This is a genomic window from Pantoea sp. Ep11b (assembly GCF_040783975.1).
Classification (GTDB): Bacteria; Pseudomonadota; Gammaproteobacteria; order Enterobacterales; family Enterobacteriaceae; genus Pantoea.
On record NZ_CP160631.1, the window covers coordinates 2,620,205 to 2,632,431 of the forward strand.

Below are 12,227 nucleotides of genomic sequence, written 5' to 3' on the forward strand. Positions count from 1 at the left end.
ATTATAACATTCGAAATTCTGTGCAACCTGTAAATACTATGACCTCACTTGTCACGCTCGAAAACGTTTCGATAAAATTTAACCAGCGTAATGTGTTGTCAGGCGTCAGCCTGGCCTTGCAGCCTGGTCGCATTCTCACCCTTCTGGGCCCCAATGGTGCCGGAAAATCCACCCTGGTCCGCGTTGTGCTTGGCCTGCTCGTCCCGGGGAGCGGCACTGTTCAGCGTCTGCCCGGCCTGCGTGTCGGCTATGTTCCTCAGAAACTGCACATCGACCCGACCCTGCCGGTTACGGTTGAACGCTTTATGCGTCTGACGCGGGGCAGTAAAAGCGCCGATATCCTGCCCGCCCTGAAGAGGGTGCAGGCGGGCCATCTGCTCCATTCACCATTGCAGAAGCTCTCGGGTGGCGAAACCCAGCGAGTGCTGCTGGCGCGTGCGCTGCTGAATCAGCCTCAGCTGCTGGTACTGGATGAACCGACTCAGGGCGTGGATGTGAACGGTCAGGTTGCGCTCTATGACCTGATTAATCAGCTGCGCGTTGAGCTGAACTGCGGCGTGCTGATGGTCTCCCACGACCTGCACCTGGTGATGGCGAAAACCGACGAAGTTCTCTGCCTGAACCATCACATCTGCTGTTCCGGCACGCCCGAGGCGGTCTCACAGCATCCGGAGTTTATCGCGATGTTCGGCCCGCGCGGTGCACAGGAGCTGGCGATCTATCGTCACCATCATAATCACCGTCACGACCTTCAGGGACGTATCGTTTTACGCAAAGGACAGGGTTCATCATGATTGAGTTGTTATTACCGGGCTGGATTGGCGGCGTGATGCTGGCGCTGGCGGCCGGCCCGCTGGGTTCGTTTGTGGTCTGGCGCAAGATGTCCTACTTTGGCGATACGCTGGCGCACGCCTCGCTGCTCGGCGTAGCCTTTGGCCTGCTGCTGAACGTGAACCCCTACTACGCGGTGATTCTGGTGACCGTCTGCCTGGCGCTGGGGCTGGTCTGGCTGGAGCGTCGTCCGCATCTGGCTATTGATACCCTGCTGGGGATTATGGCGCACAGCGCCCTGTCGCTGGGCCTGGTGGTGGTCAGCCTGATGAAGAACGTGCGTGTGGATCTGATGGCTTATCTGTTTGGCGATCTGCTGGCGGTGACGCCGGACGATCTCTGGATGATGGGCGGCGGCGTAGTTGTCGTGCTGCTGGTGATGGCGTGGCAGTGGCGTGCCCTGCTGTCGATGACCATCAGCCCGGAACTGGCCCAGGTCGATGGCGTGAATATTCAGCGCACCCGGCTTATCCTGATGCTGGTCACGGCGCTGACCATCGGGGTGGCCATGAAGTTTGTCGGCGCGCTGATTATCACCTCACTGCTGATCATCCCGGCCGCAACCGCCCGCCGTTTCGTGCGTTCGCCGGAAGGCATGGCGGCTACCGCCGTGATTATCGGGGTGATAGCCGTCACTGGCGGCCTTACCTTCTCCGCCTTCTATGACACCCCCGCCGGTCCGTCCGTGGTGCTCTGCGCCGCCATCCTGTTCATCATCAGCATGGTGCGCAAACCGGCGATGTAACTACTCTTCGCGCGTGATGCCGAAGTGACGGTAAGCATGCTGCGTGGCAAGACGGCCACGCGGCGTGCGCTGAATGAATCCCTGCTGAATCAGGAAGGGTTCAATCACATCTTCGATGGTTTCGCGCTCTTCACCGATCGCGGCCGCGAGGTTATCCAGCCCCACTGGCCCGCCCATAAACTTGTCAATGATCGCCAGCAGCAGCTTGCGGTCCATGTAATCGAACCCTTCGCTGTCGACGTTAAGCATATCGAGCGCGCTGCAGGAGACCTCACCGCTGAGATCGCCATTGGCCCGCACCTCGGCAAAGTCGCGCACCCGGCGCAGCAGGCGGTTGGCGATACGCGGTGTGCCGCGTGCACGGCGGGCAATCTCCAGCGCCCCGTCGTCACTCAGCGCCAGGCCGAGGCAGGCGGCGCTGCGGCCCACGATGTGCTGCAGATCTTTTACCTGATAGAACTCCAGCCGCTGGACAATGCCAAACCGGTCGCGCAGCGGCGACGTCAGCGAGCCTGCACGGGTCGTGGCACCGATCAGGGTAAACGGCGGCAGGTCGAGCTTGATCGAGCGCGCAGCGGGCCCTTCACCAATCATGATGTCCAGCTGATAATCTTCCATCGCCGGATAGAGCACCTCTTCCACCACCGGTGAGAGGCGGTGGATTTCATCGATAAACAGCACGTCATGCGGTTCGAGGTTGGTCAGCATTGCGGCCAGATCGCCCGCCTTCTCCAGCACCGGACCTGAGGTGGTGCGCAGATTGACGCCCATCTCATTGGCTACGATGTTCGCCAGGGTGGTTTTTCCCAGCCCCGGCGGCCCGAAGATCAGCAGATGGTCGAGCGCATCGCCACGCAGCTGCGCCGCCTTGATGAAAATCTCCATCTGCTCACGCACCTGCGGCTGACCGACATACTCGTTCAGCAGTTTCGGACGAATGGCGCGGTCGATTAACTCTTCTTCGTTAACGCTGGCAGCAGAGACCAGACGGTCGGCTTCAATCATGACTTACCTCAAATGGCGGCGCGGAGTGCTTCGCGGATCAGCGTTTCGCAATCCGCATCCGGTCGACCGACTTTACTGATCATACGGCTCGCTTCCTGCGGTTTATAACCCAGGGATACCAGCGCTGCAACCGCTTCGGATTCGGCGTCGTTCGTTTCCGGCTCCGGACCCGGCGTGGTGAGGGTAAAGGCAGAGTCGCCGCCAAACAGGTCGCCATGCATCCCCTTGAAGCGGTCCTTCATCTCTACCACCAGGCGCTCAGCGGTCTTTTTACCGACGCCCGGCAGTTTCACCAGCGAGGCGATCTCCTCTTTCTCCACCGCCGTGACAAACTGCTGCGCCGACATGCCGGAGAGGATCGCCAGCGCCAGCTTGGGCCCGACGCCGTTGACTTTAATTAACTCGCGAAACAGCGCGCGCTCCTGCTTGCTGTTGAAACCAAACAGCAGCTGGGCATCTTCACGCACCACGAAGTGGGTAAAGATCACCGCTTCCTGCTGAAGGTCAGGCAGCTCATAAAAACAGGTCATGGGCATGTGAATTTCATAGCCTACGCCGTGTGCCTCAAGCAGCACCAGTGGCGGCTGCTTTTCCAGAATATTGCCCCGTAAACGACCTATCACCTGAATGCTTCCTTAACTGACGAATGTGGCGGATTTTATAACATAAAAAAGGCTGGATGAATATCCAGCCTGAGAGTCAGCCCTGCGCGTGTGTTGCTAACCTGAGCGTAATCGCCCGCGCGTCAGCACCAGCTTGCTGTCACTCATCCGCGCTGCGTTCTGAGCGACGTGGCAGTGCGTGATGGCAATCGCCAGCGCATCGGCGGCATCCGCCTGGGGGTTGGCGGGCAGCTTGAGCAGGGTTCGCACCATGTGCTGCACCTGACTTTTTTCGGCGCTGCCGATGCCGACCACGGTCTGTTTAACCTGACGGGCGGCGTACTCAAATACCGGCAGATCGTGGTTCACCGCGGCCACAATGGCGGCCCCGCGCGCCTGGCCCAGCTTCAGCGCCGAGTCAGCATTCTTCGCCATAAACACCTGTTCGATGGCGAAGAAATCGGGTGAAAACTGCGTGATGATTTCGCAGACGCCCGCGTAGATCAGCTTCAGTCTGGCGGGCAGCTCGGCGGTATTGGTGCGGATACAGCCGCTGCCCAGATAGGTGAGCTGGCGGCCGGTCTGACGGATAACGCCATAACCGGTGATGCGTGAGCCGGGATCGATACCCAGGATAATCGACATTACGCCTCTCCGGTTAACGTGATGACAGCAGACGCCATTACAGCGTTTCCGCCACCTCGTCTGAGATTTCACCGTTGTGGTAAACCTCCTGCACATCGTCGCAATCTTCCAGCATGTCGATCAGACGCAGCAGTTTTGGTGCTGTTTCTGCATCCATTTCCGCTTTGGTGGTCGGGATCATCGACACTTCGGCGGTATCGGCTTTCAGGCCAGCCGCTTCCAGCGCATCACGCACCGTGCCCATCTCTTCCCAGGCGGTGAACACATCGATCGCGCCGTCGTCATAGCTGACAACATCTTCGGCGCCCGCTTCCAGTGCCGCTTCCATCACCGCATCCTCATCCTGACCCGGCGCATAGGAGATCACACCCCGTTTGTTGAACAGATAGGCGACCGAGCCGTCTGTGCCGAGGTTGCCACCGGTTTTAGTGAAGGCGTGACGCACTTCGCCCACGGTACGGTTACGGTTGTCGCTGAGGCATTCGATCATGATGGCAGAGCCGCCCGGACCGTAACCTTCATAGATGATGGTTTCCATGTTGGCGTTGTCTTCGCCGCCCACGCCACGGGCGATAGCGCGATCCATGGTGTCACGCGTCATGTTATTCGCCAGCGCCTTATCCATTGCGGCACGCAGACGCGGGTTTGAGCCCGCATCACCACCGCCCAGCTTGGCGGCCGTCACCAGTTCACGAATGATTTTGGTGAAGATTTTGCCGCGCTTGGCGTCCTGTGCTGCCTTGCGGTGTTTGGTGTTTGCCCACTTACTGTGTCCAGCCATTTCTCTTTTCTCCGATCTTTTACAGGGTGCAGACTCTCTGCGCTGCGGACTGCGCCTCCGGCCCGGCTCTTACAGGATCTGCCTGTATGCCCGATAAGGGCGTCCCTGGCGGGGCGAGCTTCGTGAATCGTGCGCTGACGACGTCACGCTGGCGGCGGACAACCTCGCGGCACCGATTACGCCTGACTGTTTAAAAGCCTGGTGCAGTCCTGTTAAAACTCACCATATTAATAAAATTTACGCGACCGGCCGCCGGAAAAGCGGGCGGTGGCGCGCATTCAGGCAAATTCTTCAATTGCCTGGCGGTTACTCCATGATCGGGTTAATGCTGCTGCCTCCGCCGCCGCCAGCCAGCGAAACGCCAGATGTTCGGTCAGCGTGATATCACGCTCCTGCGGCAATTGCAGGCGAAACCAGTGCTCGTGATTATGGGTGACGCCCGGCGCGTAGCGATGACGGAAATGGGGGAAGATTTCAAAGTCAATCTGACGCTGACAATCCTCCATCTCCAGCCGCTCAGCCACGACGTCGATGCCGACCTCTTCATTCACTTCACGACACGCGGTCGCCAGCGGCGACTCCCCCGGTTCCAGGCTGCCGGTCACCGACTGCCAGAACGAGGGATCGTCACGCCGCTGCAGCATTAACACCCGGCCAGTATCCCGCGCCGAAATCACGACCAGCACTGAAACCGGGTGTTTGTAGCCCATTATTTGTTCTCGAGCTTTTCTTTTTTCACGACCTGAATGCCCAGCTCCAGCAGAGAAGCGGGGTTCGCTTCGCTTGGTGCTTCGGTCATCATGCAGGCCGCTGCCGTGGTTTTCGGGAAGGCGATAACGTCACGGATGTTGTCGGTGCCGGTCAGCAGCATGGTCAGGCGATCCAGACCAAAGGCCAGGCCCGCATGTGGAGGCGTACCGAACTTCAGCGCGTCCAGCAGGAAGCCAAACTTCTCGCGCTGCTCGTTCGCTTCAATCCCCAGAATGCTGAAGACCGTCTGCTGCATTTCGCCGTTGTGGATACGCACGGAACCGCCACCGACTTCGTAGCCGTTGATCACCATGTCGTAGGCGTTAGCCACGGCCCGGGTCGGATCGGCGGCCAGCTCTGAGGCGCTCATCTCTTTCGGCGCGGTGAACGGATGGTGCATCGCCGCCAGACCGCCCTCTTCGTCCTCTTCGAACATCGGGAAGTCAATGACCCACAGCGGTGCCCAGGCGTTCTCGTCGGTGATGCTGAGATCGCGGCCCACTTTCAGGCGCAGCGCGCCCAGGGCGTCAGCCACCACTTTGGCACGGTCGGCACCAAAGAAGATGATATCGCCATCCTGCGCGCCGGTGCGGCTCAGGATGCCTTCGACGATCTCCGCGTTCAGGAACTTAGCGACCGGGCTCTGCACGCCTTCAAGGCCGTCAGCACGGACATTGACCTTCATCCATGCGAGGCCTTTTGCGCCATAAATTTCGACGAACTTACCGTACTCATCAATCTGCTTGCGGCTCAGCTGCGCACCGGCAGGCACACGCAGCGCGGCTACACGGCCTTTGGCATCGTTCGCCGGGCCAGAGAAGACCTGGAACTCCACGTTTTTCAGCAGGTCGCCCACGTCCACCAGCTCCATCGGGTTACGCAGATCGGGCTTATCGGAACCGTAGCGATGCATCGCTTCCGCAAAGGTCATCTGCGGGAATTCACCGAGGTCAACGCCCTGCACGTCCTGCCACAGGTTGCGGATTAAACGCTCCATGATTTCACGCACCTGAGGCGCGGTCATGAAGGAGGTTTCGACGTCGATCTGGGTAAATTCTGGCTGACGGTCAGCACGCAGATCTTCATCGCGGAAACATTTAACGATCTGATAGTAGCGGTCAAAACCGGACATCATCAGCAGCTGCTTGAAGAGCTGCGGTGACTGCGGCAGCGCGTAGAATTTACCTTTGTGAACCCGGCTCGGCACCAGATAGTCACGCGCGCCCTCAGGGGTCGCCTTGGTCAGCATCGGGGTTTCGATATCCAGGAAACCTTCGTCATCCATAAAACGACGGACAAAGCTGGTGATTCTGGCGCGGGTTTTCAGGCGCGTCACCATCTCAGGACGACGCAGGTCCAGATAGCGATATTTCAGACGCGCTTCTTCGCTGTTGGTCTGGTTAGAGTCCAGCGGCAGTGGCTCAGAGCGGTTGATGATAGTCAGCGCCTGGGCGAACACTTCCACTTCACCGGTCGCCATGTCGCTGTTTTTATTCTTCTCATCACGCGCACGCACGGTTCCGGTGATCTGGATGCAGAATTCGTTACGCAGTTCAGAAGCCAGCTTAAACGCGTCCTCACGATCGGGATCAAAAAACACCTGCACGATGCCTTCGCGGTCGCGCATATCGATAAAAATCAAACTGCCCAGATCGCGACGGCGGTTTACCCAGCCGCAGAGCGTGACTTGCTGACCCACATGAGACAGATTGAGCTGTCCGCAATATTCTGTACGCATAACACTATCCTTTTAACTTCGCCGCTGCAGCTGACAGCATCCAGCCGCGTTGCCTTATGTGATGCTGTCGCAAAAATGGCGGCTATTATAATGGAAAAAGGCAGGCAGGATAAGCAGATCCACGCCAAAGCGCCGATTTCCCCTGTGCATTTGCCCCTCAGCCCGACGCTGGAGGATAATGGGCTATCTTAACCTGTCGTCAGGAGCACGCGTGACACTTCGTATTGGCCTGCCTCAGTGGCAGCATTCACACTGGAAACGCTGGGGTATCGGCAGCCTGGCGGATTATGCCCGCTATTTCCACTGTGTGGAGGGAAATACCACGCTCTATGCGCTGCCCAATGCTGAAACGGTGATGCGCTGGCGCGACATGACGCACGAGGCGTTTCGCTTCTGCTTTAAGTTTCCAAACACCATCAGCCATCAGGCAGCACTGCAACACAGCGACGATCTGCTGACCGATTTTCTGCGCCTGATGGAGCCACTGGCCGATCGTATCGGTCAGTACTGGCTGCAGCTGCCGGCCAGCTTCTCACCGGCGGAGCTGGAGGCGCTCTGGACGTTTCTGGATAGCCTGCCGCGCCGTTTTCACTACGGCGTCGAGGTTCGCCATCCGGCATTCTTTGCCAAGGGTGAGGCGGAGCGGGCGCTGAACCGGGGTCTGCTGGCGCGCGGCGTCAACCGCGTGATGCTCGACAGCCGCCCGGTACACGCCTCTACCTCGCAGAGTCCGGCCGCGCTGGTCGCGCGTTCTCAGAAGCCCCGCGTGCCGCCGCACGCCCTGCGCACCGGATCGCAGCCGATGGTACGCTTTATCGGCAGTGACAGCGTGGAAGAGAGCGTGCCGCTGTTTCAGATCTGGCATGACAAGCTCATGGCGTGGCAGCAGCAGGGCGATGTGATGCTGTTTCTGCATACGCCCGATATGGGCCAGGTTTTTCCGCTGGTGCAGGCACTCTGGCCGCAGCTTCAGCAGATCGACCCCGGCATCGGCAACGGACCTGACTGGCCGCAACAGAGCTCACTGTTTTGATGAGACAACAGGACAGCGCCCGATCCGCTGGCTAGAATAACCACTTTACCCTGAGTGACAGGAGTCACGATGATTAGCGCATTATATGTGGTGCTGGGTGCAATACTGGTGATGAAATTTACGCTGGATGTGGTGCGTTATCGTCGTTTCTATCATGTGGCCTACGGCGACGGTGGCTATCACGACCTGAAAATGGCCATTCGTATTCACGGCAATGCCATCGAAACCGTTCCGCTGGCGCTGCTGCTGCTGGTCATGATGGAGATGAACGGCGCTGATATCTGGATGGTGCATCTCACCGGTCTGCTGTTTTTCATCAGCCGTCTGCTGCACGCCTGGGGTTTACGCAGCAGCGCGATGGCAGGCCGCAAATATGGCATGATGCTGACGCTGTTTTCACTGTGTGGCATGGTCATTTTTAACCTGATCTACCTGCCGTGGGAGCTGGTCCTGACGCTGCATTGAGCCAGCCGGGGTTAAGGGGTGCAGCCCGCCCCACTTTCTGCCAGAATAGCGCCCTTTCCGTCGTCTCTTCGGATTTTCGATATGTCTGACCGCGATCAACTTTTCTCAGCGCCCATTGCAAAACTGGGCGACTGGACCTTTGACGAGCGCGTTGCTGAAGTCTTTCCTGACATGATTCAGCGCTCGGTGCCGGGCTACTCCAATATCATTTCGATGATTGGTATGCTGGCTGAACGTTTTGTCACCCCGGACAGCCAGGTTTACGATCTGGGCTGTTCGCTGGGCGCGGCGACCCTGTCGGTGCGCCGCAATATTCATGTGCCGGGTTGCCAGATCATTGCCGTGGATAACTCTCCGGCGATGGTCGAACGCTGCCGTCGTCATCTGGATGCCTTCCGCGCTGACACGCCGGTCACGGTGCTGGAAGCGGATATCCGCGATATTCCCATCGAAAATGCCTCGCTGGTGGTGCTCAACTTTACGCTGCAGTTTCTGGAGCCGCCTGCCCGACTGGCGCTGCTGCAGAAGATCTGGCAGGGACTGAAACCGGGTGGCGCGCTGGTGCTGTCGGAGAAGTTCAGTTTTGAAGATGCCGATGTCGGCGAACTGCTGTTCAACATGCACCACGACTTCAAGCGCGCCAACGGCTACAGCGAACTGGAGATCAGTCAGAAGCGCAGCATGCTGGAAAATGTGATGCTGACGGACAGCGTTGAAACCCATAAAGCCCGCCTGAAACAGGCCGGTTTCCCGCACGCCGAACTCTGGTTCCAGTGCTTTAACTTTGGTTCACTGGTGGCGTTGAAATGATCGACTTTGGCCGTTTTTATCAGCAAATCGCCGTGGGTCCGCTGGCGAAGTGGCTGGAGGTATTACCGGCGCAGATCAGCGAATGGCAGCGTGAAAACCTGCATGGACACTTCCGTGACTGGTACAAGTCGCTGGAGTATCTGCCGCTGCTGGAACCGCAGAAGCTCGACCTGCTGCACAGCGTGACCGCCGACCGCGATGACATCAGCGATCGTCATCGTCAGGGCATAGAAAAATTACTGCGCAACCTGATGCCGTGGCGCAAAGGCCCCTATTTCCTCTATGGCACCCATATCAATACCGAATGGCGCTCAGACTGGAAGTGGGAGCGCGTGATTCCGCACATCTCCCCGCTGGCGGGCCGGACGGTGCTGGATGTCGGCTGCGGCAGCGGCTATCACATGTGGCGGATGATTGGTGCAGGCGCCCATCTGGTGGTCGGCATCGACCCGATGCAGCTGTTCCTGGTGCAGTTCGAAGCGGTGCGCAAGCTGCTGAATGACGATCGCCGGGCGCATATGCTGCCGCTGGGGATCGAGCAGTTACCGGCGCTGCAGGCCTTTGACACCGTTTTTTCGATGGGGGTGCTCTATCACCGCCGTTCTCCGCTGGATCACCTGCTGCAGCTGAAGAATCAGCTGGTGAGCGGCGGCGAACTGGTGCTGGAGACGCTGGTCATTGAGGGGGAGGTTAACCAGGTACTGGTGCCGGGCGAGCGTTATGCACAGATGCGCAACGTCTTCTTTATCCCCTCCGCCGATGCCCTGAAGAGCTGGCTGGAAAAAAGCGGGTTTGTCGATGTCCGCATCGTCGATTTCGCCCGCACCACCACCGAAGAGCAGCGCCGTACCGACTGGATGACCAGCGAGTCACTGGCGGAATTCCTCGATCCCGACGATCCCGCCAAAACGATTGAGGGCTATCCCGCGCCCCTGCGTGCCGTGCTGGTCGCCACTAAACCTTAAGGCCTTAGCGGCGAGACAATGCCAGTTTCGCCGCAAAACCAATAAACACGCAGCCGGTCAGGCGATCCATCACCTTCAGGACCGACGGTTTCCGCAGATGACCGGCGAAATAGTGGCTGCCCGCAATCAGCGCCGCATTCCAGATCAGTCCCAGCAGCATATGCGCCAGCGCCATCAGGCTGCACCAGAGCGCCACTGACGCGCCCGCCGGAATAAACTGCGGCAGGAAGGTAACATAAAACACGCCCACTTTCGGGTTCAGCAGATTTCCCGTTAATCCCCGCATAAAGCAGGCCAGATAGCCCTGCGGCCTGGCCGCTGCCTCATCTTCCGCTGTCACCGGCTCCTGACGCGGGTTGAGCAGCAGCCGGATCCCCAGATAGAGCAGCCAGGTTGCGCCAGTCCACTTCAGCAGGTTATAGGCGAGTTCAGAGGCCATCAGCAGCGCCCCCAGCCCCAGCCCCACCGCAATCCCCCAGAGCAGACAGCCCAGCGTGACACCAAAGGCGGTAGCCCAGGCGCGCTGCCAGCCCTGCGCAATCGCGGTGCGCAGCACCAGCGCCGTATCAAAGCCAGGGGTCAGCGTCAGGATGGTTATCGCAAACAGAAAGGAGAACAGCGTGGCGGTCATCATAATCTCTTTATCACTCCCTACGTTTTTTCACGCCAGGTAACGGCGCGGGCAGCCGGGTGCCAGGACAGCCAGAATGTGCCAGGCTGGATCAGGTTAATTCATTCCTGTCACGGAGTTGTGGTTATGAGCAAATTTATTTTTTCGTCACCCCGAAAATATGTGCAGGGCGCCGGCGTACTGGATGAACTGGGAACCTGGCTGGCAGAGCTGGGCGATCAGGCGTTTCTGGTGGCGGACGATGTCGTCTGGAAACTGATTGGTGAACGCACGCAGCGGACGCTGCAGTCGGCCGGTATCCGCTTCAGCTGGCAGCAATTTAACGGCGAGGCCTCCAGTAACGAAATCACCCGCCTCAGTAAGCTGGCGCAGGATCAGGGCTGTAACGTGGTGGTCGGGCTGGGCGGCGGTAAAACGCTGGATACCGTGAAGGCGATAGCGGATGAGCTGAAACAGCCGGTGGCGATCGTGCCGACGATCGCCTCCACCGATGCGCCCTGCAGCGCCCTGTCGGTGATCTATTCCGACAGCGGGGTTTTCGAGAGCTATCGCTTTTACAGCAAAAACCCTGACCTGGTGCTGGTCGATACGGCCGTCTGCGCCAGCGCCCCGGCACGTCTCTTCGCCTCGGGCATTGCCGACGGTCTGGCTACCTGGGTTGAAGCGCAGGCGGTGGCGCGTTCCCATGCCAAATCGATGGTCAATGGGGATCCGACCCTGGCCGGACTGGCGATTGCCCGCACCTGTGAAGAGACGCTGCTCAAATGGGGTTACAGCGCCTATATCGCCGTGACGGAAAAGCGGGTCACGCCCGCCGTGGAGGCGGTGGTCGAGGCGAACACGCTGCTCTCCGGGCTGGGTTTTGAAAACGGGGGACTGGCTGGGGCACACGCAATCCACAACGGGTTTACCGCGATTGAGGGTGAGATCCACCATCTGACCCACGGCGAAAAAGTGGCCTATGGCACGCTGACGCAGATGGTGCTGGAGCAGCGCCCGGATGAAGAGATTGCCCGCTATATTCGCTTCTATCGCGCAATCAACATGCCGACGACGCTCAGGGAGATGCATCTGGAGAATGAAAGCTGGGAGAATCTGGTGAAGATCGGTGCCCTGGCAAACAGCGACGGCGATACGCTGAAAAACCTTAATCCTCATCTTGCGCCGGAGGATATTGCCAACGCGCTGCTGGCGCTGGATGCCTTCAGCCGCACGGTGAAATAGTC

Annotated in this window: 14 protein-coding genes; 7 read left to right on the forward strand and 7 right to left on the reverse strand. The window is 59.1% G+C overall.

Annotation, left to right across the window (positions count from 1 at the left end; all coding sequences use genetic code 11):
- Positions 1 to 38: 38 nt before the first annotated feature.
- Both znuC and znuB read left to right on the forward strand, forming a co-directional pair.
- Entirely contained in the window at positions 39 to 794 is a 756-nt protein-coding gene (gene znuC / locus AB1748_RS12430; protein ID WP_111139780.1) for a zinc ABC transporter ATP-binding protein ZnuC, read from the forward strand.
- Positions 791 to 1,576, forward strand: a complete 786-nt coding sequence (znuB, locus tag AB1748_RS12435) for a zinc ABC transporter permease subunit ZnuB (protein WP_293771312.1) — start codon at positions 791 to 793, stop codon at positions 1,574 to 1,576. Before znuC ends, znuB begins: the two co-directional genes overlap by 4 nt.
- Here the strand turns inward: znuB and ruvB are convergent, their stop codons facing one another.
- The 6 genes from ruvB to aspS form a co-directional block, all read right to left on the reverse strand.
- On the reverse strand, positions 1,577 to 2,581 hold the full coding sequence (gene ruvB, locus AB1748_RS12440; protein ID WP_111139782.1) for a Holliday junction branch migration DNA helicase RuvB: 1,005 nt from the start codon (positions 2,579 to 2,581) through the stop codon (positions 1,577 to 1,579).
- 8 nt (positions 2,582 to 2,589) lie between these two features.
- Positions 2,590 to 3,204: a Holliday junction branch migration protein RuvA gene (gene ruvA, locus AB1748_RS12445; RefSeq protein ID WP_111139783.1), complete on the reverse strand. Its 615-nt coding sequence runs from the start codon at positions 3,202 to 3,204 to the stop codon at positions 2,590 to 2,592.
- Between the two features lie 96 nt (positions 3,205 to 3,300).
- A complete protein-coding gene (ruvC, locus tag AB1748_RS12450; protein WP_111139784.1) occupies positions 3,301 to 3,828 on the reverse strand; it encodes a crossover junction endodeoxyribonuclease RuvC in 528 nt (175 codons plus the stop codon).
- Positions 3,829 to 3,865: 37 nt separating this feature from the next.
- Entirely contained in the window at positions 3,866 to 4,609 is a 744-nt protein-coding gene (locus AB1748_RS12455; RefSeq protein ID WP_111139785.1) for a YebC/PmpR family DNA-binding transcriptional regulator, read from the reverse strand.
- 278 nt (positions 4,610 to 4,887) lie between these two features.
- Positions 4,888 to 5,319, reverse strand: coding sequence for a dihydroneopterin triphosphate diphosphatase (gene nudB / locus AB1748_RS12460; RefSeq protein WP_367395557.1), 432 nt, complete (start codon positions 5,317 to 5,319; stop codon positions 4,888 to 4,890).
- The gene (gene aspS / locus AB1748_RS12465; RefSeq protein WP_367395558.1) at positions 5,319 to 7,097 is read right to left on the reverse strand and encodes an aspartate--tRNA ligase; all 1,779 of its coding nucleotides are present in this window, start codon (positions 7,095 to 7,097) and stop codon (positions 5,319 to 5,321) included. The genes nudB and aspS overlap by 1 nt, the downstream gene beginning before the upstream one ends.
- Before the next feature lie 211 nt (positions 7,098 to 7,308).
- Here aspS and AB1748_RS12470 point away from each other — a divergent pair, with 211 nt between their 5' ends.
- From AB1748_RS12470 to cmoB, 4 genes are all read left to right on the forward strand, one after another.
- A complete protein-coding gene (locus AB1748_RS12470; RefSeq protein WP_367395559.1) occupies positions 7,309 to 8,130 on the forward strand; it encodes a DUF72 domain-containing protein in 822 nt (273 codons plus the stop codon).
- A gap of 69 nt (positions 8,131 to 8,199) precedes the next feature.
- The gene (locus AB1748_RS12475; RefSeq protein WP_111139788.1) at positions 8,200 to 8,595 is read left to right on the forward strand and encodes an MAPEG family protein; all 396 of its coding nucleotides are present in this window, start codon (positions 8,200 to 8,202) and stop codon (positions 8,593 to 8,595) included.
- Positions 8,596 to 8,676: 81 nt separating this feature from the next.
- Entirely contained in the window at positions 8,677 to 9,405 is a 729-nt protein-coding gene (gene cmoA / locus AB1748_RS12480) for a carboxy-S-adenosyl-L-methionine synthase CmoA (RefSeq protein ID WP_111139789.1), read from the forward strand.
- Entirely contained in the window at positions 9,402 to 10,370 is a 969-nt protein-coding gene (gene cmoB / locus AB1748_RS12485) for a tRNA 5-methoxyuridine(34)/uridine 5-oxyacetic acid(34) synthase CmoB (protein WP_111139790.1), read from the forward strand. Before cmoA ends, cmoB begins: the two co-directional genes overlap by 4 nt.
- A 4-nt stretch (positions 10,371 to 10,374) precedes the next feature.
- Here the strand turns inward: cmoB and AB1748_RS12490 are convergent, their stop codons facing one another.
- Entirely contained in the window at positions 10,375 to 11,001 is a 627-nt protein-coding gene (locus AB1748_RS12490) for a LysE family translocator (RefSeq protein ID WP_367396345.1), read from the reverse strand.
- Between the two features lie 126 nt (positions 11,002 to 11,127).
- On the opposite strand from AB1748_RS12490, the gene AB1748_RS12495 reads away from it, so the two are divergent.
- Positions 11,128 to 12,225, forward strand: coding sequence for a glycerol dehydrogenase (locus AB1748_RS12495; protein WP_111139792.1), 1,098 nt, complete (start codon positions 11,128 to 11,130; stop codon positions 12,223 to 12,225).
- Positions 12,226 to 12,227 lie beyond the last annotated feature (2 nt).

What these genes read in the sequence shown, in the direction of transcription:
- AB1748_RS12455 (WP_111139785.1), bottom strand. Translation starts at nt 4,609, where the DNA reads ATGGCTGGACACAGTAAGTGGGCAAACACCAAACACCGCAAGGCAGCA.
- aspS (WP_367395558.1), bottom strand. Translation starts at nt 7,097, where the DNA reads ATGCGTACAGAATATTGCGGACAGCTCAATCTGTCTCATGTGGGTCAG.
- znuB (WP_293771312.1), top strand. Translation starts at nt 791, where the DNA reads ATGATTGAGTTGTTATTACCGGGCTGGATTGGCGGCGTGATGCTGGCG.
- cmoB (WP_111139790.1), top strand. Translation starts at nt 9,402, where the DNA reads ATGATCGACTTTGGCCGTTTTTATCAGCAAATCGCCGTGGGTCCGCTG.
- AB1748_RS12490 (WP_367396345.1), bottom strand. Translation starts at nt 11,001, where the DNA reads ATGACCGCCACGCTGTTCTCCTTTCTGTTTGCGATAACCATCCTGACG.
- nudB (WP_367395557.1), bottom strand. Translation starts at nt 5,319, where the DNA reads ATGGGCTACAAACACCCGGTTTCAGTGCTGGTCGTGATTTCGGCGCGG.
- cmoA (WP_111139789.1), top strand. Translation starts at nt 8,677, where the DNA reads ATGTCTGACCGCGATCAACTTTTCTCAGCGCCCATTGCAAAACTGGGC.
- AB1748_RS12495 (WP_111139792.1), top strand. Translation starts at nt 11,128, where the DNA reads ATGAGCAAATTTATTTTTTCGTCACCCCGAAAATATGTGCAGGGCGCC.
- znuC (WP_111139780.1), top strand. Translation starts at nt 39, where the DNA reads ATGACCTCACTTGTCACGCTCGAAAACGTTTCGATAAAATTTAACCAG.
- ruvB (WP_111139782.1), bottom strand. Translation starts at nt 2,581, where the DNA reads ATGATTGAAGCCGACCGTCTGGTCTCTGCTGCCAGCGTTAACGAAGAA.
- AB1748_RS12475 (WP_111139788.1), top strand. Translation starts at nt 8,200, where the DNA reads ATGATTAGCGCATTATATGTGGTGCTGGGTGCAATACTGGTGATGAAA.
- ruvC (WP_111139784.1), bottom strand. Translation starts at nt 3,828, where the DNA reads ATGTCGATTATCCTGGGTATCGATCCCGGCTCACGCATCACCGGTTAT.